Source organism: Nocardia sp. CA-128927 (genome assembly GCF_050955855.1).
Taxonomy (GTDB): domain Bacteria; phylum Actinomycetota; class Actinomycetes; order Mycobacteriales; family Mycobacteriaceae; genus Nocardia.
The window spans coordinates 2,041,063-2,054,064 of record NZ_CP192087.1 but is presented as its reverse complement, the minus strand read 5'-3'; the positions used below and the strand labels follow the sequence as shown (position 1 = coordinate 2,054,064).

General features: G+C 62.5%; 9 protein-coding genes and 2 pseudogenes. 6 read left to right on the top strand and 5 right to left on the bottom strand.

Going from position 1 to position 13,002, the window contains the following annotated elements; all coding sequences use genetic code 11:
- Positions 1-67: 67 nt before the first annotated feature.
- Entirely contained in the window at positions 68-325 is a 258-nt protein-coding gene (locus tag ACQPW1_RS09685; RefSeq protein WP_433662387.1) for a hypothetical protein, read from the bottom strand.
- A 512-nt stretch (positions 326-837) separates the two neighbouring features.
- Between ACQPW1_RS09685 and ACQPW1_RS09680 the strand changes: the two are divergent.
- Positions 838-1,269: pseudogene (locus ACQPW1_RS09680) on the top strand (SAM-dependent methyltransferase); the annotation flags it as partial.
- 133 nt (positions 1,270-1,402) lie between these two features.
- Positions 1,403-1,753 (top strand): hypothetical protein, encoded by a 351-nt coding sequence (locus ACQPW1_RS09675; RefSeq protein ID WP_433665601.1) that lies wholly within the window; start codon positions 1,403-1,405, stop codon positions 1,751-1,753.
- 86 nt (positions 1,754-1,839) lie between these two features.
- Here the strand turns inward: ACQPW1_RS09675 and ACQPW1_RS09670 are convergent, their stop codons facing one another.
- The gene (locus ACQPW1_RS09670; protein WP_433662386.1) at positions 1,840-2,598 is read right to left on the bottom strand and encodes a GNAT family N-acetyltransferase; all 759 of its coding nucleotides are present in this window, start codon (positions 2,596-2,598) and stop codon (positions 1,840-1,842) included.
- Positions 2,599-2,913: 315 nt separating this feature from the next.
- Here ACQPW1_RS09670 and ACQPW1_RS09665 point away from each other — a divergent pair.
- Together ACQPW1_RS09665 and ACQPW1_RS09660 are read left to right on the top strand one after the other, a co-directional pair.
- Positions 2,914-4,299, top strand: a pseudogene (locus tag ACQPW1_RS09665) (N-acyl-D-amino-acid deacylase family protein); the annotation flags it as partial.
- A 323-nt stretch (positions 4,300-4,622) separates the two neighbouring features.
- The gene (locus tag ACQPW1_RS09660) at positions 4,623-5,615 is read left to right on the top strand and encodes a helix-turn-helix domain-containing protein (RefSeq protein WP_433662385.1); all 993 of its coding nucleotides are present in this window, start codon (positions 4,623-4,625) and stop codon (positions 5,613-5,615) included.
- Between the two features lie 132 nt (positions 5,616-5,747).
- On the opposite strand, the gene ACQPW1_RS09655 is transcribed toward ACQPW1_RS09660, so the two are convergent.
- Positions 5,748-7,034, bottom strand: coding sequence for a helix-turn-helix domain-containing protein (locus tag ACQPW1_RS09655; protein ID WP_433662384.1), 1,287 nt, complete (start codon positions 7,032-7,034; stop codon positions 5,748-5,750).
- Positions 7,035-8,194: 1,160 nt separating this feature from the next.
- On the opposite strand from ACQPW1_RS09655, the gene ACQPW1_RS09650 reads away from it, so the two are divergent.
- A complete protein-coding gene (locus ACQPW1_RS09650) occupies positions 8,195-9,607 on the top strand; it encodes a lipase family protein (protein WP_433662383.1) in 1,413 nt (470 codons plus the stop codon).
- Positions 9,608-9,616: 9 nt separating this feature from the next.
- Here ACQPW1_RS09650 and ACQPW1_RS09645 read toward each other — a convergent pair whose 3' ends face one another.
- Positions 9,617-10,750 carry a PucR family transcriptional regulator gene (locus ACQPW1_RS09645; RefSeq protein ID WP_433662382.1) on the bottom strand — a complete coding sequence of 378 codons (1,134 nt, stop codon included), beginning with the start codon at positions 10,748-10,750 and terminating at the stop codon, positions 9,617-9,619.
- Between the two features lie 511 nt (positions 10,751-11,261).
- Here ACQPW1_RS09645 and ACQPW1_RS09640 point away from each other — a divergent pair.
- On the top strand, positions 11,262-12,038 hold the full coding sequence (locus tag ACQPW1_RS09640) for a transposase family protein (protein WP_433656363.1): 777 nt from the start codon (positions 11,262-11,264) through the stop codon (positions 12,036-12,038).
- Positions 12,039-12,570: 532 nt separating this feature from the next.
- On the opposite strand, the gene ACQPW1_RS09635 is transcribed toward ACQPW1_RS09640, so the two are convergent.
- Positions 12,571-12,921, bottom strand: coding sequence for a DUF732 domain-containing protein (locus ACQPW1_RS09635; RefSeq protein ID WP_433662381.1), 351 nt, complete (start codon positions 12,919-12,921; stop codon positions 12,571-12,573).
- Between the last annotated feature and the right edge of the window lie 81 nt (positions 12,922-13,002).

Genomic DNA, 13,002 nt, shown 5'->3' with positions numbered 1-13,002 from the left:
GTGCGCACTGCTAATTCGGTCTCCAGTCCGATGGCAACGCCCTGGCAGTAGGTGTGGACGGTGCACTCTACTCGTCCGCCGCGCTCGTGGACACCGTCGAGGTGCCGAGCCGCATCTGCGGGCGGCCCCAGAGCGTGCGTACGTGCCGCTGCACGATCGCCTGTTCCGCCAGGTCCGCCCGCTTCCCGGGCGTCTCGGGGCCAGCGGACACTTTCCGCGTGATCGTTATCGCCTGCGGCGGCTCCGCCATCGCGGTGAGCGCGATCGAGGCTCCGGCTGCCAACAGCACACCACGGCGGCTAGTCCCCTTGTCCCGGCGATCCATCCGCTCGGACTCCCTCAACTCAACAACGATCACTGGAGCCGGAACCGTGCGGCATCCGACTGCCACTGAACCGTCACGGGTTGGGGGCCTACAGACGACTCTGTGTTCCCGCCCCAGAGTCCTCATTGAGGGACTCTGGGGCCGAATGCGCGGTCGCGGTGTCCAACGTCGGTGTGCGTCGGGCTGAATATGCTCTAACACCGAGCCAGGGGTCGCGGCACAAGACCGGTCATCTGGGTCAGCTGCAGCCTTCGGTGTCGACGGGTAGATGCGGGCAGATACGGCGTTCGAGCCGGTCGGCGCAGTCGTGCGGGGACGAGCCGGTGCGATCGTTGCCAGAGTTGCCTGGTCTCGTTACGGACCTGCGCGGCCCTTTAGAGAAACCCGCCGCCGTTAATCATCGGTGAGACCGGCCAGGCCGTGCTCGATTGTCTCGTAAGACGAAGGAGATCCTTTCCAAGGATGGGCCGGGACCGCGTGTTCACTTCCACGTGGGAACGTTTGATCCTAGTATGCCGCCCAGTACGACGGTGGCTCAGTCAACGCTTCGACGGCGCCTGGTCTCTTCCCAAGAATCGGTTCTCCACCATGCAGCATATTCATGGATAAGAAATGAGCGCCCGCCCGAATCTTTGCTGGATATCGGTTGCGGTTTGGGCGGAGGATCCATTTTTTGGGCTCAAGAATTCGGCTGCGCCGTCACTGCTCTCACAGTAACGAGTGAGCATGTTCCCATTGTGACTGATTTCGCTCGGAAAGCATCGGTCGACAACTTGATCACCCCTCTCCTCGGCGATATCCACGAACTCACGGACGCACGGCGATACAATTCTGCGGTTGCGATAGAAAGCTCCGGTTACATGGATCGCTTCCGGCTGTTCGAAGTTGTCGCAAAGGCGCTCGAGCCAGGGGGCTGGTTCGGTATCCAGGAGCATTTCTTGTGCCGCCCCGAGTGGGCGTCATTTATTGACTACTACTACAAGACGCGACTCGGCACTTTGACGGGACACCCTGGCGTTCAACATCTTCCCGTGCGATTTCCCCGAACCACGCGAATACCGAACATTCAACGCCTACATGCTGTTTCCGCGTGGCGTCGACGAACTCGACGTCCTCGAACGCGCGCGTGTCGAGCAGTACATGCTCGACCATATCGATGCCCTACTACCTGGCTTCTTGCCAACGATCCACTACCAGCGCTTCATCTCCCCCCGCGAATTCCAGAAACTTCACAACCTGAACAGCAGCGTCACGGCCGCAATCATCCCACCTGGATTCCAGAAACCCGACAACTACGATCCCGACCGCGACATCTATTACGTGGGCAACACCGTCCGACCAACTTGCGAACACGCCACCAGCGCCGTGGCATCAGGCTTGCGGGCCGCCGACATGATCCATAAGTCCGACATCCGACGAAGGACTTGACAACCTCTCCGAACCTGCGCAACGGAACACGACAGTAGTTCCACGTCCGTTATTTTTCCCGCCGCACGGCGGAAAACCGGAGGGGGTCAACGATGACAATCGGGTTCGGTACCAGGCAGGTCAGCAACGAGCCGGTAGACCATAAGACCGTCGGAAGCGCTGCGGCACGAGACTGCCTGAAAGCCGTCGGCGATCAATTCGCCCAACTTGATGCAGATTCGGCGTTCCGGCTCGAACCGTCCCGAATAGCCCCGGTGCTCAGCGGACCGGCCGACGGCCAGCAAAACGGTCTCGACATCGCCCTGCCCGTCGATCTCGGGCACGCCAACGGCAAGCCCGGCCGGTGGCGACGCCCACGCGACAGCAGGCCTGGTCAGCTCCCAGTGCGCGATGATCCGATCGGTCCGGTGACCGCGATCGCGCCCGCTGTCTTCGATCCCGTACAGGTTCGGGACGAAATCGCCCCCGCGGACACCCAGAACGTCGAGGTAGAAATAGGCGTTGTCGAACCGCATCGGGTCGAAGGCCCAGCGAATGCTGTGCAAGCCGCGACGGAGGACACTCTCGCGCAGGTGATACATCAGCGCGCGGCCGATGCCGGAGTTTCGCCGGTCGGCCCGGACCACCAGCAACTCCATATAGTGATATACCGCGCCGCAGCGACCTTCTCCCGCCGGGTCGAGACCGGGGAATCCATAGCTGAAGCCGACCAGTTCTCCGGCCATGTGCGCGGCGAGAGCGATGCCCCCATTGCGAGACAACGCGGCCAGCAACCGTGGAGTCGGCGCGGGATCGTCCGGGGCAAGTGCGAAAACCTCTCGGTAGAGCGCAATCGGGTCCGACATACCATCTGCACCGGTCAACTCACTGATTACCGACCCTTCGGTCACCGTTGGCATTCCAGAAATATACTGTCAAACCCCCTTGACATCCGATGCACACGACGGATCTTCACAATTCAGTTATCTTGCGGCGAACTGGACGTCCGATGAAATGGGACCTGATCATCCGTGGTGGCACTGTCATCGACGGCACTTGCCGCCCCCGCTATCGGGCCGATCTGGGGATCGTTGCCAGTCGAATCCAGGAGGTCGGCGCGTTGACCGGCGTGCACGCTACGACCGAGATCGACGCAACGGGGCGTTTCGTTCGTCCCAGGCTTTATCGACAGCCATGTGCATGCCGACGCGGCCGTCTGGGAGCCATCCGTGCAACTGGCCGCATTGCGCCAGGGCGTGACCACCTTCGTGCTCGGCCAGGACGGGTTGTCTTTCGCGCCGACAACGGCGGCGGCACTGTCCTGGGTTTCGCGCTACTTCGCCGCGGTCAACGGCGCGTGGCCGATCGCGAAGCGCACGGCAAGACACGCTCGCTCACTCAGCGTCGCCGAGTTGCTCACGTACTACCACCGGACTACCGCCTTGAACACCGTGTACCTCGTGCCGCACGGCACGGTTCGATACAGCGTCATGGGCGCCTCGCCGAATGCACCCGACTCCCAGCAGCTCGCGGCGATGGTCCGGCTGACGGAGGAAGCACTGGACCACGGCGCCGCAGGAGTGTCCTCGGGTCTGGGGTATCTGCCGGGCCGATACGCAGCAGTCGACGAACTGACCGCCATCTGCCGCCCGGCCGCCGCGCGGGGACTGCCCTACGTCACCCACATGCGGTGTTATGGCGCTGCCGCCGCAACGGGCATGTCCGAAGCGTGCGCCATCGGCCGACTAGCCGATGTGCCAGTCCATATCTCGCACTATCACGGCCCGAGCAGCCTGCTCACCGGACTCGTCGACGATGCCTTGAAGGATGACCTCGACATCACCTACGACACCTATCCCTATCTCCGCGGTTGCAGCATCCTGGCCAAGATGCTGCCCGACTGGCTCGCCACCGCCGACCTCGACGGGACCATCGACGCACTCACCCGCCCTGGAATACGCCAGCGACTCGCCGACGAGATCGAGCCAACGACCTGGCAGCGGGTGACCCTCGCACACGTGCCAGGAGCGCGGTACAGGTGGACGATAGGCATGCCGTTGCACGCCGCCGCCCGCCATGCCGGTATCGCACCGGTCGATTTCTTTGCCGACCTGCTCATCGACACCGAGCTGGGCGCCGGGGTGGTCTTCAGCCATCCCGAGACCGACGACTCGATCACCGAACTACTTCGCCATGACGTACACATGGCCGGATCGGACGGCATCTACGTAGCCGGCCGACCACACCCGCGCGGCTACGGCACCTTCGCACGACTACTGCGACGGCATGTCCGCGAGCTAGATGACTGGACCTGGGAGCAAGCAGTGGTCCACCTCGCCGCACGACCTGCCCACCGTTTTCGGCTGACCAGCAGAGGCATTATCGCGCGCGGCCACGTCGCGGACATAGCACTCATCGATCCAGCCGCCGTCGCGGATCACGCGACCTATGCCGAACCAACTACCTTGGCCACCGGCATCGACGACGTCATCGTCGGCGGACAGCCCGTCCTGACCGATGGAAAGCTGACCGGTCATTTGCCGGGAGTCACGGTGCAACCATGTTGACATTCCCTTCCCGTCTCGTCAGCGTCGGAGTTCACGCGCCGGGAGTACCTTCCGCTGCAATTCCGATAGAGGTATAGCCAAAGACCCAAATTCCCTCGAGTCGGCATCGGCCACACGCCGACGGTGCCGTCGGCATGCAGCAGATCACCTGTGCCAGAGCTGTTCTCGGCGAGCGATGGCCGTTGCGAAGCGGCTACGATGCGGCGGTTGTCCACGCGTTCTGAACACATCGGCACATGTTTGAGCGACAATTGCTTGTCGATGCACTGTCGTTGACTCAACGTGCATATCCGAAGTCGACGCGGTGACGGATGGAGGACTGAATGGCACTGTTGTTGGATACCGACCAGATCGATTCGCGCGACCGGGCCGAGATGCTGACTGCCGCCTTCGCAGAGGCGTCTGCCCAGGCGCACCTCGCGTACAATCCTGCGGCCGGAGCCGTTCGCGGACGTTTCGATAGTTGGCAGCTCGGACCGGCTCGTATTGAGCGAGCCTCGTTCTCCGCAGTCCATATCACCCGCACGTCGAAACATATTCGCAATTCACCAAGTCCGTTTATCGGAGCCCACCTGGCGCAACGCAAGCCCTTGCGTATGACGCACGCCGAGACCCAACAAAAGATCGAGCCAGGTCAGCTATTTCTCGCGGATCTCGATCTGACGTACGAAGCCGACTGGTATGGCGGCCAAGTATCAGCGCTGTTTGTTCCGCGCGATCATCTCGATTTACCGGGCGAAACGATCCACGCAGCTTTGCTCCAGCCGCAGCGCAGCCCACTCTACAACATGGTCGCCAACCACATCGCTTCGACAATCAGTGTCGGTGACATGGTCACGAACGATCCCGCGGCGCCGACACTGGGCGACGCATGCGTGGAAATGGTGCGCGCCTTCCTGATATCGGCAGCCGGACATGGCACGGAGGACGGCACAGCCCTCCCTGACAATATTCTGTTGGCCCAGATCCGCGACTACGTGAATCGCCGACTTCCCGATCCGGATCTGAACCCGGCCGAGATCGCCCGCGCCCACCACATTTCGATTCGCTATCTGTACAAGCTGTGTGCCAACGCGGGACTCAGCCTCGAACAGTGGATCATCTCGCAGCGACTGGAACGCGCGCACAACGACCTCGCCCGACACGACAGGGACCACTGGTCGATCGCGGCGATCGCCATCGGCAGTGGCTTCCGAAGCCACTCACATTTCACCCGACGATTGTTTGCCGCCTACGGTGTGGCGCCGAGCCAGTGGCGCCGGGAGGCTCTCGAACATCCCAGTGCCAGAATGCAATCAAATGCCGCAGAGCCATAGTTTCGAGCAGCCCCGGTTGATCTGACAAGTGACGCGCCGCCGGTACCACTGGCGTAGTAGCCTCCTCGGACTCGGAGTCCGCATGGTCGGCGAACATCTCGCCTGAACCACGCGGATCGTGCAGTGGGAGCATCAGGCGAGCCCGGAGACTTCCAGTAGCTTGGCCAGGTTTTTCCTGGCCAGATGGTGGTCTCGGCGCGCGAGTCGCTGAAGGGTATGGTGCGCCATCCGGTCGTACCGGATGTCATCCGGACAGGCCTGCTCGGCTTGTTGGAGGGCGAAGATCGCGGGGAAGTCTGCGCCGCACAGGCAGTACGCGTAGGCGGCTGTGATGTAGTAGCGAACTCGAAGATCGACGGGGTCGATATCCGATATGTCCACCTTCGCGACCAGCTCTATCACGTCATCGAGTTTGCCCAGCCGCAGCGCGATGTTCATCTCGGTGATCGCCACTTCGGTATTTCCGAACCAGACCTTGCGGTCGGCCGGGACACGGTCGAATTTTTCGGCGATGTCGCGGGCATCGGCAATGAGATCCTGCGATCTCGTCAGATCACCGGCGCCGGCGGCGCCTTCGGCAGCGATAAGCTGCAGGGCGCCGTACAACGCCTTGTCCGACCGATCCGACGGGGATTCGGACGCAAAGCGCCGAGCTGCGGCGAGGGCGTAGTCGCGGCTTTCGGCGTGGTAGCCCAGCGACAGCATGGCGCTGGCCACATGCCATGAGCTCAGCGCGACCAAAGCCGGTTGCGCTGTCCGAGCGAAGATGCCGATCGGCCGGTCGGCGACTATCGCTGCCAGGTGATGGTCACCGACGTGAGTGAGCAGGAACCGGGCGAGATGATAGGCGTCGACCAGTAGCGCGCCTGCCTCCTCGACCGGTCCGTCCGGCGCAGCCTGCGCGGCTGCGCGAATCGACCGTGCCGCGACCAGCACGTCGGGTAAGCGCACTGCGAGGTCGGTGTATCGATGACTCGAGTTCACCCAAATCGTCCTGCACTCTTGGAGCGAGGCACGCAACAAAGCCGGTGACGGTAGAGCTTTCAGGATTTCTGGGGTCAGAGCTCGCGTTGATGGATGGTCGAGGACAACCCGGCGTAGCGGGGCGAACTGCAGATCGATGGTGGCCGGCGAACGCTCAGCCGAGGGCCAGCCCACTAACTCCATGGGATCGTTCAGTTGCAGGACTTCAGCCAGCCGATACGTCAGCCGTATGCTGTCGAGTTGGGTGTGACTTTGTTCGACCTGACGCAGCCATTCCTCGCTACGGCCGACCAGCTGCGCGACAACCCGACGGGATAAGCCAAGCCGACGGCGACGCAACTCGATACGCTCCCCAGCGCTCAAGGAACCACGATTCACTGTGTCTGACCCTTCATCACCGGCACGGCGATCGGGTTTGCGGTGAGCAGGTGCCATCGAGAACGAGCTAGACGGCCCTCATGAGTACTAAATATATCCGAAACCTATTGCAACTGCGATCTTTTCGTTGGAGACGCAAGAAGCCAGCAGGTTGCCGACCAAGGCAGCCTGCGCTCATCATGGTTCGTACACCCGCGCCGATGACGTCGTCGATACCGGGAAAAACGCCGAACAAGCTCGTCTCCCGTGGTCGCCACTGGACCAATAACGGCCAGGTCAGCGGTGCGACCGGAGGCTGTCAAGGCCACAATCGACTACCTGGATCACATCGAATACTGTTGCCACAGTAGCGAATTTGCCCACATCGCAACCGATTCCCAGGCCGTCGGCAGACAACGAGGCCGACCACATGGCCAGTTCAGCAGCGGGACACCGCTCGCCGACATGACGACCATGGCGACTTGGCGTGCTGGTCGCAGACGCCTTCCCGAGCCTGTCGTGTCCGTCGATAGCCAGCGACAGGTACTCAACGGCATCGCGGCCCACAATTCAGTCCGGCAATCTTGATCGCGATGAGGCGCCGCACTGCTCCAGGCTCGACTGGTCCTGCGGCATCGAGGCGGCTGCCACCGGCTGCAATCACTACGCGGACATCACCTCGCGCAGCGACAAAGATTAGAGAGAGAAATAGACGCTCACAGAGCCATACCGACCGACTGCTCGGCTGCCGCACGTCGACGGCGTCCTTGCCGAGACGTGATGCAGACCACCTACGTCAGAACACCGTGCCAAGGCTGTTCTCAGAGGGCGATTGCCGCCGCGAGGGCTGAGCATTCACCAGACTCAGACCATACGACACACGTGCGCATCACAATTGCCTGTCGGTGCATTGTCGTTGCCCCACCAGGCACATCTGAGTGCAGCCCTCCCCATGAGGTGAGGGCTCCGAATGCGGCACGATCGAGGTCGACCAGGGCTCGCGGCTTCGCGCGGACTGATATTGTGCACAAGCACAGAATGTGATGGGTTTTGCGCGCTCCAGCGCCAAGGATCTTTCTGTGGCGCCGTGGCAGTGTCGGAACCACGGAATAACGACCTGGGCCGGCTTATCGACGCCTGTGCCTCCCGCAGCAATCCCATACCAGCTTGATCTTCGGTGCCGGAGAGTCCGTTCAAAAATTCGGCAGATCGGTATATCGGCAAGCGAAGGAGCGGAGATGTCCACAATCGAAATGGCTCGGCCGGCTCGCGAGTCTCGCACGCTACGTGTCATCGCGCTGGCGATCATCACCAGCGCGGCAATCCTGTTCGGCCCGGTCGCCGGTATCGGCACCGGACCAGCCACCGCCGAACGTCTCACTCCGCAATCCGATCCGTTCTATCAGCCGCCGGCAGGTTATGAGTCTCAGGCGCCGGGAACGGTTCTACGTTCGCGGGAAATGCGCTTCCTGACGGCGGTGACGGAGCTTCCGCTGAAAGTCCAGACGTGGCAATTGTTGTATCGCACCACCGATCTGTTCGGCAACCCGGAATCGGCGGTGACTACCGTGCTCCTTCCGTGGGGCGCCGCACCGGACGAGCACAGGCCGTTGCTGTCGTACGAGGCGTTCTACGACAGCACCAACACGGCCTGTGCTCCGTCCTACGTGCTACAGCAGGATAATCTGCTCGATGGGCTGGCCGGAGGGCAGACCAACGTCGAGCTGATGGCAATCACCGCGGGGCTGTCGCAGGGGTGGGCGGTGTCGGTCCCGGACTATGAGGGCCCGCACGGCCACCTCGGGGTGGCCAAGGAACCTGGGTACATGAGCCTGGACGGTATCCGGGCCGCCGAACAGTTCGCGCCGTTGGGCCTGGCAGGCAAAGACACATCGGTAGGGGTCTGGGGCTACTCCAGCGGCGGCATGGCAGGCGGCTGGACCGCTGAAATGCAACCGACCTACGCCCCCGAGTTGAATGTCAAGGGTGTCGCGCTGGGCGGCCCCACCCCCGACCTGCGCGCTATCCTGCACGTCAACGGGTCGTTGGCCGCCAGCGTCATCGGTATCGGCATCTCCTCGCTGCAAACGGCCTACCCGAACTTCGGCGCGGTGATGGACACCTATCTGACGCCCGAGGGCAAGTCCAAGATGGAAACGATCCGGTCGCGCTGCCTGATCCCCAACGTCATCCTCGACGCCTTCACCGACTATCAGCGTTACTTCACCATCCCTATCCCCCAGCTCCTGGAGTTGCCCGACGTGAAGGAAACCTTCGACGCGGTCACCCTCGGGAACAACAACCCCGGGATGCCGATGTACATCTACCAGGCCGCCCTCGACGAGATCGTGCCACCCGCGACGACCGACACCATGGTCGGAAAGTACTGTGCCGGTGGGACTCCGGTGCAATACCAGCGTGACCATTTCACCGAACACACGATGTTGGCTGCCAACGGCATGGCGGGCGCACTGAACTGGCTCAAAGCTCGACTCGCACCGAACAGCCCGGCGCCGATCGGATGCCACACCGAGGACGAGCTATCGACGTTCCTCAACCCGGACAACGACATCACCCAATTCCAGATCTACCTCAACACCGCAGGCGCCGCCCTCGGCCTACCGGTCGGACCGCCGCCGGCACCCAAGTAAACAACGCTCTCAGTTCTGCAGCGTGGCGAACCCTTCCTCGTCATGCTGCACCACTGTCTCCGCGGCAAGGTACAGCTGCGCGGCTTCGACCGGCTGGGTCAATCGGAGGCCGGTCAGTTCCTCCAGCCGTCGCAGCCGGTAACGCACGGTGTTGCGATGACAGAACAACGCCGCTGCAGCAGTATCCGTTGAACCACCGGCAGCGAACCACGCTCGCAGTGTCTCGAGGAAAGAGGTGCGCTCGCGGGCGGGCAAGGCGAATACCGGGGCAAGGATCCGACCTGCGAGGTAGCAGGCAGTGTCGGAGGCAGTCGAGGCGAGCGTGGCGATCGGATCGTCGCCGTAGTGGCGGACTCCCGCGCTGTCGGACGCCAAACAGTCCACCGCGATTCGCGCACGATGCCGGGCGAGTCCCGCGTCGCTGATCTGCTCGAACACCGGGCTGACACCCGCCCTGACGTGCTCGACGCCCATCAGCGCCTTGTCCAATTCATCCGCGGATGTGTACGCCTTCAGCGTCAGCACCGCGACCAGTTCATCCGAGGACACCCGCCAGACCGAACCGATGCCTGTGCGGGACAGGGCCGATTCACAGGCGCGTTCGGACCCAGGTACCGGATGCTCCACGACCAGCACCTGGAATCGCCCGTGTTTAGCCAGACCGAGAGCTTCCGCCGCAGCCCACTGATGTCCGAGTTCGGTTCCACCGGTAGCGAGTAGGACGTCGAGCTGCTCATTGCGTTCGGCTTGCTGGTGACGAGTGCGCAGTGCGACGGCTTCGCCGTAGGCGTCGCGCAGTTCGGTCGAATAATCGTCCAAGATGGCCCACAGCACAGTCGCCTGCGATAACACGGCCTCGACGTTTTCTTGGTCGTTGTAATCCACCGTTGCGGCCAGATTCTCCCAGAGGAAATGCCCCCCGATCCGGATCCCGTGGAGCACCGCTGACAACGGCACACCTTGCTCCGCGCGCCGACGTCCCAGTTTGCGTACCACCTGCGGGTCGAGCGGCTTAATACCGGCCAGGTGGCGATAGAACTCGCTCAGCATGTCGATGCAGACCTGGAACGCGTCCTCCGCAGGGGCCAGCGAACCCACCGCAAGCTGTGGCTCTGCGGCAATCACCCGACGCGACAGCTCCACAGCGAGCTCATCCACCCTCGCCAGCGACGCCACACCGTAATCCACTAACTCGCCGGGTATAGCTGTAACCTGAGCGGCCATCTCAGCACGATACCTCCAGCAAACCCCACATCTCTACCCTGACCGCCAGGCGCGTCGCACGGCCGCGGTTGCGGCAGTGACCGCTCAATGGCAACGCGGTAGCTACCGGCACCACATGATCAGGCCTGCGGCTGCGTCCGACGGTACCGACGACTTGTGCACGGACACAAAATCCACAGCGATTTGCGCGCCGCTCCGCTATCGACCTATGCGCGTCGCGGTGACACTGTCGATGACACAAATTGGCGCACACGACATCGGATCAACTCCCCACAGAAGGGTGATTCAAATGCCCATCAATGAGCCTTTTTCATCCTGCTTGATGCGGGACTGCGGGATCTGTTGCCCTGCAAGGTAGTTCGACTGGACGTATGGCGAAGCCCCTGGTAGATCGGTTGTTTACCACAACCTCCGAACACCAAGGGCTTCGATGCTTTTCTACCGTGCCGCGCTGCCGTTGTCACGTCAGACCCTCGACTACGTGGCCGGGGTGATCCGGCGACACCGTGGCGCGATCGGGTCGGTGTGGCGGCGGTTGAACCCGGGTCGGCAGGCGTTGCTGGTGCTGGCTTACCTGCGTAAAGGCGAAACTTTCGGTGATCTGGGAGCCGGGTTCGGGGTGTCGACTACGACGGCGTGGCGGTATGTCGAGGAAACCGTGGAACTGCTGGCCGGGCGTGCTGTGGGTCTGCGGAAGGCGTTGCGGCAAGCCAGGACTGACGGGCATGCCTACCTGATCCTGGATGGCACGCTGATCGCTATCGACCGAGTGGCCGCGGATCGGCCGTTCTACTCGGGCAAACACCGCCACCACGGCATGAACGTGCAGGTGATCGCGACACCTGACGGTGACATCGCGTGGGTATCGGGCGCGTTGCCCGGCAGCGTGCACGATCTGAAGGCGGCCTGGATCTGGCGGATCTGCCACGAACTCGAGGCCGCTGGCTGGATCACCTTGGCGGACAAGGGATATCAAGGCGCTACCGCGCTGCTGACCCCGTACAAGGGTAAGAACAAGCCGGAATCCCAGAAGGCCGCCAACCGCGCGCACGCACGACTACGCGGCTGCGGCGAACGAGCCAACGCCCAGCTCAAGAGCTGGCGGGTGCTGCGGAAACTCCGCTGCTGCCCCGACAAAGCCGGACAGCTGGTCAAGGCCATCCACGTGCTACAGGATCGCGAAATCCGGACTGCCCGACAAGGATGAAAAAGGCTCAATGAACCCACTGAGGGTGATATCCAAGAATTGTTTTACCGGTATGTCGACGGCTGCGACAAAATGGTCATCGACCATGGGAACGAAGAGGCGAATATTCGCCGAGTTTGCCGGGATTGTATGACGGCCACTTGGACAGGAACGACCGAATCAAGCTACCTGGATGAGCCAGGAATCGACGCCAGAATACCTTACTATCGGGAATACATCGAGACCATGCGGCGCAACAAATACACGCGTCACACCATCACCGACCGCACGGTCGACCTGATCAATGACCGGGCAGCGTTGGTTGCCCTAACACACTAGAGCACGCTTCGGACATCTCTTCTACCAGCGGTTTTGCCGCATCTCCCCAGGTCGGTGCTGTTCCGTCGATCGGACCGGTCACCGGACCGAATTCGGATGCGCCTCTCGGGCTCCGCGGTGGTCGGCTGGAGCCGATGCCGTTGACTACGGCCGGCCGGATCGCAAGCTCTGGCTCGTCACGCAACCTTGACCGGGTAATGCTTCCAGGTTCGGGTCATTGAGGTGGTTGCGACGCGAAGTCCGGGCACAGGTTCGTTGTCGCCGCGCTGACGAACAACGTGCCCTGGCCGAACTGGTAAGCCCGTTCGACCGCGGATATCTCATCGAGAACTGGCGCACCCCCGCGCAGGTGGTCACACGTCGCGTAGCCTGCGGTGATCATCTCGGCGGTCGATCTTCCGGGCAGGGTGGCGTTGTTCAGGCTGATCTCGTCGACGAACGCGGCTTCGGCGCCGCCTGTGTCGGCTGTCGCGGCAGCAACGCCGACTGCGGCACTTCCGAGAGCGACGAGTGTCGCAGCACAGCCAATTGCGAAGGTGCGGAGGCGGATTCGGCTGATAACCATGATGTCGTCCTTGGGTTCAGGCGCCGTTGTCGACGCAGTGTCAACGATCCCGTAGTCGACATCGCCGAGGAACCCACCCCA